The following is a 14,541-nucleotide window of genomic DNA, read 5'->3' on the forward strand; positions in this document are numbered from 1 at the left end:
CTATCTGAAAAATGCCAAAGATTCACATAATTATTGTTACCTACAATGCCATGAAATGGGCGGAAAGGTGCTTCACCAGCCTGCGGAACTCTTCAGTTCCCGTAAAATGTTTCGTCATAGACAACGGATCTTCAGACGGTACGCAGGATTATATCAGAACCCATTTTCCTGAAGTAGATTTTACACAGTCAGAAACCAACCTTGGATTCGGGAAAGCTAATAATATAGGCATTGAAAAAGCATACAAAGAAGGAGCAGAATTCTTCTACCTCATGAATCAGGATGCATGGCTGTATCAGGATACCATGGAGAAAATGACTGAAGTATATAATACCCATCCGGATCAGGACAGCATAGGTATCCTAAGCCCTGTTCATATTGATGGTACAGAAAAATACCTGGATATTTTTTTAGATCAGTATATTGCCGCCAATTATGAAAAAACAAGAATGATCTCTGACCTTTATTTTCAGACCCTGAAACCCTATTATGAGATCAGGTTTGTGAATGCTGCCCACTGGCTTCTTCCAAGAAAAACTATTGAAACAGTAGGAGGTTTTAATCCTTATTTTTTCCATTATGGTGAAGATAATGAATTTGTAAACCGTATTCATTTTCATCAGAAGAAAGTATTATTAATACCGGGCAGCAAAGCTGTACATGACGGAATACAGAATCTCCATAAAATAGATTACACAAAATTTGAAAATGTCCGGATTGAGATCAATGCTATGAACCCTAATCTTCCTGATGCGGTGCGTCTGGAAAAAAAAGCACTCAGACAGAGTATGATCAAGAATTTTATCCTTGGCAACATGGCCCAGTATAAAATCTTATCCCGGAAATATAAAAAAATCTCTTCCGATGAAAAGCAATTGATCAGTTTCAGAAATAAGGTAATCCAAAAAGGAGCTACTTTTCTTAATCTGTCGTAAATTAGCACAGACATAAACGAGAAATTAATGATGAAAAACGAAATATTATGTGCGGAATAGCAGGAATTATATGCAGTAATGCCAGAAATTATCAGGAAGAGATCCAAAAGATGACCGATTCTCTGATCCACCGCGGCCCCGATTCCTCACACTTTGAATTTTATGATCATGCAGCTCTGGGACACCGCAGGCTTTCCATTATTGACCTTTCTGACAATGGAAAGCAGCCCATGTTCTCCAATACCCGGAATGAATGTATTGTTCTTAACGGTGAAATTTACGGCTATCAGGATCTTAAGAGAAAATATGCTGAATATCCTTATCACGGCAGTTCAGATACAGAGGTTATTCTGGCGATGTACCAGAGAAAACAGGAAGACCTTATTCATGATCTTCCGGGTATGTTTGCTTTTGCGCTCTGGGATGACCAGAAACAAAAGCTCTTCTGTGCAAGAGACCGTTTTGGAGAAAAACCGTTTTATTATGCTATTGGAAATAACAATGAATTTATTTTTGCCTCAGAGATCAAGGCAATTCTGGCTTCAGGGCTAATCAGGCCTAAAGTAAGCAACGATGCCCTTTCCCACTATCTTCAATACGGATATGTAAGCACTTATCAAAGCATTTACAGCAATATATTTACCCTTCCTCCGGCTCACCAGCTGATCTGGAAAGAGGGAAAATTTACCGTCTCCCGGTATTACAGCCTTCCTGCAAAAGACAGGACCATCAGCCTTTCCGATGCTAAGGATGAATTTCTTTACCTGCTGAAAAATGCAGTAAAAAAGCAGCTTATTGCTGATGTGGAAGTAGGAAGTTTTCTAAGCGGAGGATTAGATTCTTCATCTGTAGTTGCTTTAGTTGATGAATTCCTTCCAAGACAGACCACCATCAGTTTCGGATATGATCATAAAGATAATGAGCTGAAATATGCAAAAGAAATTGCTGATAAATACAATACCAATCATATAGAAGTTCATGAGAAGAAAGAAGATCTTGCCGCATCGCTTTTAAAGATCTCCCCTTTTTTTGATGAACCTTTTGCTGATGCTTCATTCATTCCTCACTACGAGATCTGTAAATATGCACGGGAAAAGCTGACTGTGGTATTATCCGGAGATGTAGGTGATGAACTCTTTGGAGGCTACCATTTCTATACCGTTGAAAATAAATTAAGAAATCATTTCAGCTACAAAAATATTGTTGCCCAGTTTGGTCTGAAACTGTATCAGAAACTGAGAACAACCTCTTACCTTACCCGGAAAAATATAGAATATCCATCCATCATGGATTTCCATCTGAATTCCGTAAGAAATGCCTTCAATAAGCAGGAGCGCTATCAGCTGGGAATCAACTCTGATTATATACAGAACTATAGTTTTACGCCTGACTCCGACTCCCTGAATGATATTATGCGGATAGATCTTGAAAATTATGTCCCGTCTAATATGCTGGTAAAATCAGACCGGATGGCTATGGCCAATTCACTGGAAGTTCGTACTCCGTTCCTTGATCTGGATTTTGCAGAGTTCTGTATACAGCTTCCGGATCAGCTGAAACTGGATGATACTAACGACAAAATCATTCTTCGTGAAGCAATGGGCTCCTATTGGACAGAAACTATCAGAAAACGGCACAAACAAGGCTTTGGACTGGGTGTAAAAAACTGGTTTGCTGAAGACAATCTGATGCAGCTTTCTGATGACCTGCTGAAAAACCCGGATCATAAGGTTTTCAGTTATATAGATTTTAAAGCAGCACAGCAATTCCTGAATAAGGATGAAAAGCACTGGAACATCCTGCAACTGGCGCTCTGGGCAGATAATAACGCAACCATACTATAAGATAATGATTAGAGTTTCAGTTATCATACCCGTTTATAATGCGGCTGAATTTTTAGAAAAAGCAGTAGGATCTGCTCTTCAGCTGGAAGAAGTAAAAGAAATTATCCTTATTGAGGACGGATCAGCAGATGACTCTCTCACGGTATGCCGGAAACTGGCAGCCGAAGACTACAGAATCAGGTTTTTTCAGCATCCTAACGGAGAAAACAGAGGGGCGGCTGCCACCAGAAATCTGGGAATTGAAAAAGCATCTGAGGAATTTATTACATTTCTGGATGCAGATGATTTCTATCTTTCCAACCGTTTTGATGCAGAAAAAGAAATTTTTAAAAACGCTGATATTGAAGGTGTTTTCGGTGCTATAGGCACGGAATATTTAACAGAAAAAGGAAAACAGGAGTTCCAGTCGAAATTTAACAACATCTCACTGAGTACTGTGAATTATCCTGCAGAAGGAGAGGAAATTTTCCGGGGCCTTTTAAGGCTTACCCCTAAATTTTTCGCCACATCAATACCTCTGAATACACTGACCATAAAGAGACAGTCTCTGGACCGTCACGGAATACGTTTTAATCCTGCTCTCCGCCTCCATCAGGATACAGAATTCACCATCAGGCTTGCTTATCATTGCCATCTGAAAACAGGCATTATAGATAAGGCCATTGCTATGAGAGGCATTCATGACAACAACAGGATTACCAAAATTATCAGGTATACCCCGGAATACAATCAACGGCAGCTTTTATACTGGACTTCCCTCTATAACTGGTCTGTATCCCGGAAGTTACCCAATGAGTATAAAAAGAGAATTTATCTCATTTATAAATCATTTGATCTTGCTTTAAAACATGGAGCAGGTAAATATGCCTGCATACTTCTGGAAGCCATTAAAAACCCTGAGATCTTAAAGACGAGATATCGTTTTACCTATTACCGCCGATAAAATGAACATATCAGTAATCATTCCTGTATACAATGCCGAAAAATATGTATCCAAGGCTGTAGAATCGGCCCTGCAGTTTGATGAGGTACAGGAAGTTATTCTTGTGGAAGACCGGTCTCCGGATAACGCACTGCTGGTATGCCGGGAACTTGCCGGAAAATATGAAAGAGTAAAGCTTTACCAGCATCCTGATCAAGGAAACCATGGAGCCGGAGCCAGCAGGAATCTGGGAATGAAAAAGGCTTCTTCTGATTTTATTGCGTTCCTGGATGCTGACGACTATTTCCTTCCCAATCGTTTTGACGCAGAAAAAGAAATTTTTAAAGATCCTGAAATTGAAGGCGTTTTCAATGCCATAGGAACAGAATATCTCACAGAAAAAGGGAAAAAAGAATGCTTGTCTAATATTAATGATCAGTATCTTTTAACGGTTAATTACCATGCAGAAGGGAAAGAAGTCTTCAGGGGACTTTTAGGGCTTACTCCGAAAAAATTCGGTTCATTTTTTACATTGGATGCTCTTACTGTAAAAAGGTCTTCCGTTGAATCCAGGAATCTGTATTTCAATAAGAATCTGCGCCTGCATCAGGATTCTGATTTTATTATTAGGCTGGCTTTTCATTGCCATCTGAAATCCGGAATTATAAATCAGCCCGTAGCCATCAGGGGAATGCATGATGATAACAGGATCACCCAAATTGTAAAATATTCTCCACAATATAATGAGAAGCAGTTTCTCTTCTGGAACTCCCTCTTTCAATGGTCTCAGGCAGTGCAGCCGGATGCAGATGCAGCCCGGCATATTAATCTACAGAAAAAAGCTTTTGAACTCTCTCAAAAAAAAGGGCTTTCTAAAATTTACAAACTATTCACGGCTATTCTTAAAGATCCCCGGATATTAAGAACGAAATACAGGTTTACATATTTGCATTATTAACGGCTTAATTATTGCTGAAGGTGCCAGAGTTTCTATGACTGTCAGCATGAAAAATACATTAATAATATTTCACAAAAACTAGAATTTTAAAATTATTTTTAACTATTTTTGAAAGGAAAAAACAAAAACCATCAACACCGTCTGTTAAAAATACTGATTATGGTTACGGTAAAAGAAACACCGTTTCTATAAATTAAAGGTTCTGTTTTTTAATGAATTCAAACGAGTAATCATTATAAGAAAAAACGCAAATCATTCAAATCTCCACAACAGAAAATGAAGATCTCAGTAATCGTTCCCGTTTATAATGTAGAAAAATTTGTGACTCAAGCTGTTGAATCGGCTCTGCAATTCGAGGAAGTATATGAAATCATTCTGATTGAAGACCAGTCTCCGGATAATGCCCTGGAAATATGCCGCGGTCTTGAAAAAAAATATGACAAAGTAAGACTATATCAACATCCGGATCAGAAAAATCATGGTGCCGGCCCCAGCAGAAACCTGGGAATAGCAAAAGCAACCGGCGATTTCATTGCTTTTCTGGACGCTGACGATTACTTCCTTCCCAACAGATTTGACGCGGAAAAAGAACTTTTCAAAGATCCTAATGTAGAAGGAGTTTACGGTGCCCTTGGTGTACACTACTACTCAGAAAAAGCAAAAGAGCAATATTATCAGCTATTCAGAGACAGGCTGACTACCGTTTACAAAAAACACAGTCCCGATGAACTTTTCCTGGGCCAGATCCATATGCTGGGCAGTTTCGGGCTTTTCAGCATTGATACCCTTACCGTACGGCGGGATTCCTTAATGGAAAAAATGGATACTCTCTTTAAACCCTCCCTAAGGCTTCATGAAGATACCGAATTCCTCTTCAGACTGTCCTATTATCTTAACCTTTATCCCGGCATACTGGATAAAGCAATTGCCATGAGAGGAGTTCATGAAAATAACAGAATTACTAAAGTTGATACGGGCATTGTAGATCCTGCTATCTCAAGAGCCCTTCTTTGGAATGAAGTACGCCGGTGGTCTCAAAGTGAGGACACAATTCCTGACCATGTAAAACTCCACATTAAAAGGATGCAGCGGAGTTTTAAAATTGCCAATGCTCCCAGAACGCACAAGTGGGGAATGGTCATAAAATATTTGTTTACCGATTTCAGGAGCATACGATCCGGATTATACAACATCAATTTCAAACATTCCCTGTTTTCATGAGATGGAGGATGTAAAATGACCTCATACCTTGTCCTCCCAGCTTTAAACCCTGGAAATCAGAAATTGTTATCCCGAACTTAGGCTCAATACTATTCTGTAGCAAATTATAGAATAAAGAATCCATATAATCTTCTCCACTTTATTATATTTGCTGTTGGAAAACTAACACATAAAATGAAAATATCGGTCATTATCCCTGTTTATAATGCGGAAAAGTTTATAACCCAAGCCGTAGAATCTGCACTTCAGCTTGATGAAGTACATGAAGTGATTCTTATTGAGGATAAATCTCCCGACAATGTGCTTCCGATATGCATACAGCTTGCCGGGAAATATGAGAAAGTAAAGCTATTCCAACATCCTGATAAAGGCAATCACGGCGCTGGTCCCAGCAGAAATCTGGGCATAGAAAAGTCCACCGGAGACTTTATTGCATTCCTGGATGCAGACGATTACTACCTTTCCAACCGATTTGAAGCTGAAAAAGAACTTTTTAAAAATCCTGAAGTAGAAGGGGTTTATGGTGCTCTTGGCGTACAGTATTATTCTGAAAAAGCAAAAGAACAGTATTACAACCTGTATAAGGATAAATTAACAACGGTTTATAAAAAGCACAGTCCAAAAGAAGTTTTCCCCGGACAGCTTCATATGCGCGGGAGCTTTGGCTTATTCAGTATTGATACATTAACTATCCGGAAAGAGTCGTTAATGAAAAAAATGAACCCTCTATTCAAAACTACTTTAAGGCTTCACCAGGATTCTGAGTTTTTATTCCGCCTGTCCTTTTATCTTGATCTTTATCCCGGCATTTTAGATAAGGCAGTGGCAATAAGAGGAGTTCATGAGGATAACAGGATCACAAAAGTGGAAGCTAAAGCAGTGAAGCCCGCCAAAACCAAAGTATTGCTATGGAAAGAAGTTAATGACTGGGCTTCAGCCGAGGATGCTATTTCTGATGACGTAAAACTGCATATCAGAAGAATGCACCGTAGTTTTCAGATTGCAGAAGCTCCTGTTGTTAAAAAATGGGGACTGATTTTAAAATATCTTATTACTGATTATCCAAGCATCCGTTCCGGCCTCTATAATATTAATTTCAGGAATTACCTGCTTTAATTTTTACGTTCTGCCCGGATAGAATCTCCAATACGGGCAGTAAGATCTTTACTTGATTCTTTGTACACATGATTTCCGTCTGTATATTGAAACTCACTATACTGATCCGCAAAATTATAATATTTCAAATGGTGTTTCTCTGAAACCTCTTTCATAATACTATTAAATTCCGGAAACTTTTCATTTTCTATCTCTGTAAGATTTTTAGAAGTGGGAATCCGAACCAGATACACTGTTCCTTTATCTTTAAGGTAATGGATGATATCATTCAAAGCCTTTAACCGTTCATCCGAAAGGCTGTAATTCTCCATCATAGCCCTGTATTCCTTTGCTTTCACCACTGTTCGTGCCGCTACGGAATCTTTGTTCATATCCACGTTTACTTCCATCCACCCATCTTTATGAAGAAAGGTATTGGACCTTCCAACCTCTTCACGGTCTGTATATATCTTAAACCAGCTTTTGGTATAGTTTCTCAACAGATATTCATAATTCGGCGACATATCATAAAAATACATGTTCTTAAGCGGTGATTTTTCTTCCGGAAAATCCTCTTCTTTCTTTACAATATGATTCAGGGAAAGATTCCACGGATTTACAGTAAGGATAAAAATTCCGTTTTTTGTTTCCGGATTCAGTTTCCTTTTTAAAGCTTTTAAATAAATCCGGCCGTATGGCGAATAGACAATATTAAGGGAAAAATTATCAAAAGGAACGGCCAGCTTCTCTTTCAAAACCGATGGAACAATTCCCTGTGCTCCTCTGGAATCTCCCAAAATAATATTGTGGGGTTTTTCAACTGCGAAATGCATATAGTCATCATCCGTATTTCCATCTGCATAAGATCCCAGAATAAGGAGAACAGCCGTAATTCCTATGATATAGAATGATATTTTAAATAAAAATTTTCCCATATTAAAATTGTTCATAGATGTAATTACCATTACCAAATACTCCGAAATACATGATCAGAAAAATCAAAGAAATGTAGACCGCTCTTCTGGCTAAAGGATGAAATCTTTTAATATCAAGCCCATGCTCCTGGTCTTTATTGATCCAGTCGATAATCACCAGAATTCCAATCAGCCCTAAAATTTTGATTTTTATAAACTGTGGAACAGAGAATAGGGAGAGGCTGAATATTTTCCCATACATCCCCAGAGCAGCTTTCAGATCGGGGGAAGCAAAAAGTACCAGTGCAAAGCATACTAAAAGCATTGTGAGTACTATATTCCCAAATTCTTTTATTGTAGGAACCGATCCGGAGAACTTTTTCTTTTTATTCAGTTTATCTTTTACAATGAGAGGAATATAATACAGTCCGTGCAGTAAACCGAACAGAACAAAAGTAAATTTTGGGCCATGCCATGCTCCTATCAGAACAAAATTCAGAATAATAGCTGCAATCAGTCCTTTTTTACCATAATCTCTGAACTGAATGACCAACGGAGTAAATACATATTCTGTAAGCCATGAAGTAAGCGACATATGCCATTTCCTCCAGTATTCCGCAATATTCTGGGCAAAAAGTGGAAAAGCAAAGTTTTTAGTGATTTTAAAGCCAAGAAGCCGGGCCAATCCTATAGCCATATCAGAATACCCGGAAAAATCTGCGTACAGTTCAAACAGGAAAAGAATGGCTCCGAAAGCTATTGTACTTCCGGAAAGATGTTCATAATTCTGGAAAATCCCTTGTGTAACGGGTGTAATTGTATTGGCTACAACCAATTTTTTAAAAGCACCTAAAAGAATCTGTCTCGCCGCATCGGCTCCTGATTCAGTGGTAAAGATTCTTTCCTTTTTCAGCTGTGGCAGCAACAGACCTCCTTTATCAATCGGGCCTGAAGTCATACTCGGAAAAAACGCGATATAATTAAAGAATGCCAGTGCATCGTTTTCCGGTTTCAGTTTATTGTTTTTAATATCCAGAAAGTAGCTAATAATCCTGAAGGTATAAAAACTGATTCCCAGAGGCAGAATAATTTCCAGCGTAAGTTTATTTTTAATCCCAAACAAATCTGCAAAAGAATCAATAAAAAATCCGAAATATTTAAAGTAAAAAAGTGTTCCTAAAGCCAGAGTAATCCCTAAGTTCAGGTATATTTTTCTTTTTCGTCCTTCACTTTCTTTAATCTTCGGACCAAGATAATAGGCTATAGCAGAGCTTCCGGCCAACAGAATCATAAACCTCCAGTCCCAAAAACCGTAAAAAACATAACTTGCCGCAAGCAACATACAATTCTGCAGTCTGAGATTCTTTTTACCTACAGACCAGTACAGCACAAAAACAGTACTAAAGAAAAGTAAAAAGGTAATAGAGGTAAATTGCATTGTTATTATTTAAAATCCGTCATTAGAAATGAGAAGCATCTACAAAAAGGTGATTCCCGTTAAAATGCTTCCCGCCGTTGATACAAAGATCAATCACCTGTGCTACATCTCCTCCTTCCAACTTTTCTTTCAGCGGGTAACCTGACAGGATCATATCCTTCATTCTTTCATCCATATTCCTGTGAAAATCTGTAGGAATAAAAGAAGGTGATACAGAATTGCATGTAATTCCGAATTTCACATTTTCCAAAGCCCAGCTTTTACTCATCTGCAGCAGATAAGCCTTATTGGAATTATATACCGAAGTTCCTACAGCTGGCGAAACCAATGATGATGAAAGAATATTAATAATTCTTCCCTCCTTTTTCTTCCTGAAAATATGGATGCATTTTTGAGTAACCTGAAGGGTGGGAACCACATTATTTTTAAAATCTTCAAGAATTTTCTCTGCATCTGTTTTATGGAAATAGGTATCAATAAAAGTTCCGCTGTAATAATTATTAATCAGAATATCCGGATCAAATTCATCTATTGCCGTAAAAAAATCATGCATGCAGCTTTTTGAAGTAAAATCTATCTGAAAAGCCTTTGCCCCGGTATAAGTCTGTTCAATCTCCTTTGCAGCCTCTTCAGAGCGGCAATATGTGAACAGTACTGTATATCCTTTCTCAAGAAGAAAGGTATTGATCTCTTTTCCTATTCCGGATGAACCTCCGGTTAATACCACTTTTTTCACAACAGTTCTTTGATTTGGATTTTACCTGAAGCAACGGTCTGAAGCTCATCATTCACAAATTTAAACTTAAAGGTATTCACCTGTACAGCCTCTGACTGCTCAGTAACTACCGCTTCAAAATGTAAAATATCATTAAGATAGACCGGCTTTTTAAAATTGATAGTCTGTGAAAGAATCATAACATCTTCTATAGGAAGCAGTTCTCCGATAAAGAAGGACAGGAAACCATTCAAAATATTGCCGTGCATCACTTTAGAGCGAAACCCCTTGTTTTTAGCAAATTCTTCATCGGTATGCAGGGCGTTCCGGTCCTCAAAAACAGAGATAAAACCTCTGTAAACATGCTCATTCACTTTGAACTGATGCTGAAATGTCTGATTTTCCTTCAGTATCATTATTTTGTCAATATACAGTCTATCATTTCTCCTACATTATTCCAGCTTTGGATCTCTGAAGAAGTAAAGCGTACTCCAAATGCTTTCTCAACAGCTACAATCAGTTGGATATGAGACAGGGAATCCCATTCTTCAATATCATCGGCTGTTGTTTCAAAATGAAGGACAATATCGTCATTATCCAGTTCGCTATGGAAAATACCTGTGAGCTTAGCTAAAATTTCATCTTTGTTCATAATATTATAAATGTGTGTATTTATTGTTAATATAGACTTCTTTAGACTGATAACGGCTTACATCCAGAACCCATCTTCCGTTTTGTTGTACAAATCCCAGTTTCTCATAATGATCTTTTACCATTTGATTCTTAGCCGTCGGGATATATTCTCCTTCCACATATTGATAGCCGTTTTTTTCCGCAATATCTACAATGGTGTTCAGGGTAAAATCTTCCATTCCTCTCTTCAGGACGCGGCAGCTCATCAGCCAGGTATCAATGAACAACGTTTCGGGAGTTTTCTTTTCGAGAACAACTACACAAATCAATCCGTTATCTCCATATTTGTCTTCTAAAGTGAAGGACAGTGTATAGTGTTTATCAGAGCTAATCATATTCTCTACATCCTGTTCTGTATACCTTACGGTTCTTAAGTTGAACTGGTTGGATCGCTGGGTAAGCTGTGATACCCTTGGTTTTGAAAAGCTGTTGAATGCCTGAACGTCAGAAATCATATCCATACTTTTCAGGAAATCCTCTACATTGGTAAAGCTTTCCAGGTCGTTTGTCCTTTGCGCTTCTACCTGATACTGCCTTGTACGTTCTGCATCATTTTCAGAAAAGCTTGCTGTTTCAAAAAGATTCAGGCTGTACAGGTATTCCAGATATCCGGCCGGATCTTCCGGCAGTTCCGGAACACAGACCTCGGGAAGATTTTCACGAACAATATTTCGTTCAAACGGGTTATCATCCAGAAATACCATAGAATCAAATCCTATATTCAATATACTCTGGATCTTTCTGATATTATCAGCTTTATTGTCCCAGTTGGCTATGAAAACAGCGATATCATCCAATTTAAGAACCATGTCCGGATGTTTTTCAAAGGGTTCTTTTGCTTTGTCTTCATCATTCTTACTGCAGACTGCCAGAATCACACCTCTTTTCTGAAGTGCTTTTACCCAATATTGAAATTCTGTGAATGCTTTTCCAATTCCCAGACTTCCGATCAGAATTTTCTCCAGACCGTCATCTCCAATAATTCCGCCCCAGGTTGTATTATCCAGATCCAGAATCAGACATTTTTTAAATCTCCCTTCCAGAGAAGAAATAATGCCGGTCAGATGATGGGCAACAACAGGAAGGGAATCCAGCGAAAGTACCATCTCTGTATTCACATAAATGCTGGGAGAAAACATAAAATCTCTGCCCCACTTATTCTGAATGGAAAGAAAATCAGCAATGAAGAAATTATCATTTTTTACAGCCAGTTCTGCCGAAAGAAGATAATTCAACTTATTCAGCTGAAAAACAAAGGAAGACTCTACTTTATTGGAAAAGTTTCCAAAAACCTGGTTGTCAATCACCGGAAAATTACAGAATATTACCCTGCTTTTTGTTCTGTTTTGGATTGTGCGGTAAAGTTCTTCAATATAAGATATTTTGCTTTCTGCAAAAACAGAATGAGAATCATAGGATTTATAGTACTGTGCTAATAATTTATGAGAAGACTCAAAAATAATGGTGTAATCTGCGTTAAAATCATAATATTCAGAAGTCGGGTCCAGAATTTGACGGGATATCTGTCCAAAATCTGCCTCGAAAATATCAAAATCAAAGCCTTCATTTACAGCTGTACCCTTTAGAGCAATATTCAGAAACTGAGTAGCGGTATCGCCCAGCAATGCCACCTTAATCTTCTTAAGCCCTTTTCTTTCTTTGCGGAGTTCTTTTTTAAGTTCCGAAAATGTTTTGTACATAAGTTATATGATATTAATTCTTAATGTACCTTTCTTCGTCCAACTCTACAGGATTGATTTTTTTATTCTTTAAACAGATACCCTCCGGTACCAGGATTTTATTGAAAATATGTGAAGTATATAGGTTGGGATTGTTTTTAATTTTCATAATTGTGTCTGTTTTGTTACAAAAATAAAGATTTTTATCAGATTTTCAACCTTTTCAGATAATCTCTCAAAGGTTTTTCAATAAATTGATAAAACAATATTGAGGTCATGATAAGAACGGGAATATAAATCAGGAATATAGTATCGCTGTCCAGATAATATGTTCTCAGAACCTCTCTCAGAATATACAGTACCGGAATATGGGTAATATAAACGGCATAACTTGCTTCACCCAGATATTCCAGCGGTTTTAAAGAAAACAGCTTTGTCAGAAAGCCATTGTTTCCGGATATTAAAATAATAAGAGGGATGAAAAGCAGGGCCATTAACCCGTTATGATAAAAAAGCGGTACAAAGATCATCGCAAGAAGTATGGCTGCAAAAATCAGAATGACCGGAATATCATAATTTTTCTGTTTAAAATTCCTGATAAAGAAAATCCCTGCAAGGTTTCCTACAAGAAATTCGTTAATATGCATCAGGGGGAAATAATACAGAAATTCATGGCTTTCGGTATGGGGTCCTTTATAGGAAGGGGAAGCTTCATAAAGATGAGAAAACACCTGACTGACAATCCAGATCACTCCGGCAGCCACCCAAATGGTTTTATTCTTTTTTGAATAAAAGTGGTTATACAGCAGAGGAAAGAGCAGATAAAATAAAAACTCTACAGAAATAGACCATCCCGGGAAATTCAGAATCATTGCTTTACCGGGAATCCAGCTCTGTAATCCAAAAAGATACAGAAAACTATCAGTTATATTAAATTTCGAATACCGGGTTACCAGATAAAGCACCAATCCAAGCACATATAACGGATAAATCCTGGCAAATCTGTTTTTGTAATAGTTAACATATTCTATCTTCTCCTTTTTATGATAAGCTATAATCATAATAAATCCGGACAGGATAAAAAAGTAGCTTACCCCTACATTGGCTTTCAGAAAGATGTTTGAAATATAATCAATCTTATACAGAAACATATCTTTATTGAAATGGGAAATGACAATCGCCATAGCTGCCAGAAACCGGGTAAAAGTGATCTGAGTTATCTTCATTCACGAAAACTGTTCAACAGCCTCTCGTATTTTTTAGTTAGATTAACGAATAGCTTCCGGAAATTTATTTGATAAAAACACCGATATACTTCCCTTCATATTCTACAACGGTGGTTTCTATATTATTTTTCTCACAAAAATCCTGATAGGCAGAGTTATCACCGATATCATCGCTGATGAAAACACCTCCTTTTCTCAAATGCTGATAAAGTTCGCCATAGGCCCACATTCTTCCGTTATAACTTTTATCAGAATCATAATGCAGGACATCAAAAACCTGATTTTCAGAAAATATTTTCGGAAGTGACTCCCTGTCTGCAAAACGAAACAGCTTCCAGTGGCCTTTAAGCTGTTCCGGAACCACATATCCTACGTACTGGTCGCCATCCTGCGCCAGATACGGCATATCTGAACTATACAGGGTTCCCTCTCTTTTTACCAGCGAAAAAAGGGAAGCCAGTGATGACCATCCGTAAGCTACGCCAGTTTCTACCACATTTTTGGCATTGGTAAATTCACAGGCATAATAGATCAGTTCCAGAGCTCCGGGACCGCCCATTTTCACAGGACATGCTTTCTCTTTCTGTTCTGCCACCGATAACGCTTCTCTGTAATCGGTACGGAAAGGATCAATATCAAGTCCGAATAGCCTTAAAACAGCTTCTTTTTGAGAAACAGCCCTTTCAGCAGCCCAGGAATTGGTTTTTTCCTTCCCCTTGAATGCATTGCTCCTGTTTACTGTATTTTTAATGATTTTCCGGCCAAGCTCCGGATAAAGGTCAGGTCTTTTAAGATACCCTATAAATGTTTTGAGAACTCTTGTTATTTCGCTCACTGTGTTGTCTTTAATACCGCAAAAATAAATATTTTTTTTTCATTTATCTAAAAACCGATTATATTT

The 14,541-nt window shown here is 37.9% G+C and carries 14 protein-coding genes; 6 read left to right on the forward strand and 8 right to left on the reverse strand.

The features are described from left to right. The first annotated feature begins 11 nt into the window (after positions 1–11). The 6 genes from AOB46_RS07710 (at position 12) to AOB46_RS07735 (ending at position 6,996) form a co-directional block, all read left to right on the forward strand. Entirely contained in the window at positions 12–935 is a 924-nt protein-coding gene (locus AOB46_RS07710; RefSeq protein ID WP_062697985.1) for a glycosyltransferase family 2 protein, read from the forward strand. Between the two features lie 47 nt (positions 936–982). Continuing rightward, complete coding sequence (gene asnB, locus AOB46_RS07715; protein WP_062697987.1) at positions 983–2,779, forward strand: asparagine synthase (glutamine-hydrolyzing); 1,797 nt, start codon at positions 983–985, stop codon at positions 2,777–2,779. 4 nt (positions 2,780–2,783) lie between these two features. Beyond that, on the forward strand, positions 2,784–3,722 hold the full coding sequence (locus AOB46_RS07720; RefSeq protein ID WP_062697988.1) for a glycosyltransferase family 2 protein: 939 nt from the start codon (positions 2,784–2,786) through the stop codon (positions 3,720–3,722). A gap of 1 nt (position 3,723) precedes the next feature. Then, positions 3,724–4,659 carry a glycosyltransferase family 2 protein gene (locus AOB46_RS07725; protein ID WP_062697990.1) on the forward strand — a complete coding sequence of 312 codons (936 nt, stop codon included), beginning with the start codon at positions 3,724–3,726 and terminating at the stop codon, positions 4,657–4,659. A 276-nt stretch (positions 4,660–4,935) separates the two neighbouring features. Next, positions 4,936–5,880: a glycosyltransferase family 2 protein gene (locus AOB46_RS07730; protein WP_062697992.1), complete on the forward strand. Its 945-nt coding sequence runs from the start codon at positions 4,936–4,938 to the stop codon at positions 5,878–5,880. Between the two features lie 174 nt (positions 5,881–6,054). Further along, positions 6,055–6,996 carry a glycosyltransferase family 2 protein gene (locus tag AOB46_RS07735; protein ID WP_062697994.1) on the forward strand — a complete coding sequence of 314 codons (942 nt, stop codon included), beginning with the start codon at positions 6,055–6,057 and terminating at the stop codon, positions 6,994–6,996. Here AOB46_RS07735 and AOB46_RS07740 read toward each other — a convergent pair. The 8 genes from AOB46_RS07740 to AOB46_RS07775 all read right to left on the reverse strand — a co-directional run bounded on the left by AOB46_RS07740 (position 6,993) and on the right by AOB46_RS07775 (position 14,475). Beyond that, positions 6,993–7,910: a hypothetical protein gene (locus tag AOB46_RS07740; RefSeq protein WP_241489177.1), complete on the reverse strand. Its 918-nt coding sequence runs from the start codon at positions 7,908–7,910 to the stop codon at positions 6,993–6,995. The two genes, AOB46_RS07735 and AOB46_RS07740, sit on opposite strands and share 4 nt — an antisense overlap. 1 nt (position 7,911) lies before the next feature. Beyond that, entirely contained in the window at positions 7,912–9,327 is a 1,416-nt protein-coding gene (locus AOB46_RS07745; RefSeq protein ID WP_082377042.1) for an MBOAT family O-acyltransferase, read from the reverse strand. Between the two features lie 22 nt (positions 9,328–9,349). Further along, positions 9,350–10,063: an SDR family NAD(P)-dependent oxidoreductase gene (locus AOB46_RS07750; RefSeq protein ID WP_062697998.1), complete on the reverse strand. Its 714-nt coding sequence runs from the start codon at positions 10,061–10,063 to the stop codon at positions 9,350–9,352. After that, positions 10,060–10,458, reverse strand: coding sequence for a MaoC/PaaZ C-terminal domain-containing protein (locus tag AOB46_RS07755; protein ID WP_062698000.1), 399 nt, complete (start codon positions 10,456–10,458; stop codon positions 10,060–10,062). Before AOB46_RS07755 ends, AOB46_RS07750 begins: the two co-directional genes overlap by 4 nt. Next, complete coding sequence (locus AOB46_RS07760) at positions 10,458–10,694, reverse strand: acyl carrier protein (protein WP_062698002.1); 237 nt, start codon at positions 10,692–10,694, stop codon at positions 10,458–10,460. The genes AOB46_RS07755 and AOB46_RS07760 overlap by 1 nt, the downstream gene beginning before the upstream one ends. 4 nt (positions 10,695–10,698) lie before the next feature. Next, complete coding sequence (locus AOB46_RS07765) at positions 10,699–12,435, reverse strand: HAD-IIIC family phosphatase (RefSeq protein WP_062698004.1); 1,737 nt, start codon at positions 12,433–12,435, stop codon at positions 10,699–10,701. A 185-nt stretch (positions 12,436–12,620) separates the two neighbouring features. After that, positions 12,621–13,640 carry an acyltransferase family protein gene (locus tag AOB46_RS22890; protein WP_082377043.1) on the reverse strand — a complete coding sequence of 340 codons (1,020 nt, stop codon included), beginning with the start codon at positions 13,638–13,640 and terminating at the stop codon, positions 12,621–12,623. Positions 13,641–13,704: 64 nt separating this feature from the next. Next, a complete protein-coding gene (locus AOB46_RS07775) occupies positions 13,705–14,475 on the reverse strand; it encodes a class I SAM-dependent methyltransferase (protein WP_062698006.1) in 771 nt (256 codons plus the stop codon). Positions 14,476–14,541: the final 66 nt, after the last annotated feature.

Origin of the sequence: Chryseobacterium indologenes (genome assembly GCF_001295265.1) — a bacterium.
Lineage (GTDB): Bacteria > Bacteroidota > Bacteroidia > Flavobacteriales > Weeksellaceae > Chryseobacterium > Chryseobacterium indologenes_A.

Coding starts and splice junctions, on each gene's coding strand:
- asnB (WP_062697987.1), top strand. CDS start 983: ATGTGCGGAATAGCAGGAATTATATGCAGTAATGCCAGAAATTATCAG.
- AOB46_RS07720 (WP_062697988.1), top strand. CDS start 2,784: ATGATTAGAGTTTCAGTTATCATACCCGTTTATAATGCGGCTGAATTT.
- AOB46_RS07725 (WP_062697990.1), top strand. CDS start 3,724: ATGAACATATCAGTAATCATTCCTGTATACAATGCCGAAAAATATGTA.
- AOB46_RS07740 (WP_241489177.1), bottom strand. CDS start 7,910: ATGGGAAAATTTTTATTTAAAATATCATTCTATATCATAGGAATTACG.
- AOB46_RS07765 (WP_062698004.1), bottom strand. CDS start 12,435: ATGTACAAAACATTTTCGGAACTTAAAAAAGAACTCCGCAAAGAAAGA.
- AOB46_RS07730 (WP_062697992.1), top strand. CDS start 4,936: ATGAAGATCTCAGTAATCGTTCCCGTTTATAATGTAGAAAAATTTGTG.
- AOB46_RS22890 (WP_082377043.1), bottom strand. CDS start 13,640: ATGAAGATAACTCAGATCACTTTTACCCGGTTTCTGGCAGCTATGGCG.
- AOB46_RS07755 (WP_062698000.1), bottom strand. CDS start 10,458: ATGATACTGAAGGAAAATCAGACATTTCAGCATCAGTTCAAAGTGAAT.
- AOB46_RS07745 (WP_082377042.1), bottom strand. CDS start 9,327: ATGCAATTTACCTCTATTACCTTTTTACTTTTCTTTAGTACTGTTTTT.
- AOB46_RS07760 (WP_062698002.1), bottom strand. CDS start 10,694: ATGAACAAAGATGAAATTTTAGCTAAGCTCACAGGTATTTTCCATAGC.
- AOB46_RS07735 (WP_062697994.1), top strand. CDS start 6,055: ATGAAAATATCGGTCATTATCCCTGTTTATAATGCGGAAAAGTTTATA.
- AOB46_RS07710 (WP_062697985.1), top strand. CDS start 12: ATGCCAAAGATTCACATAATTATTGTTACCTACAATGCCATGAAATGG.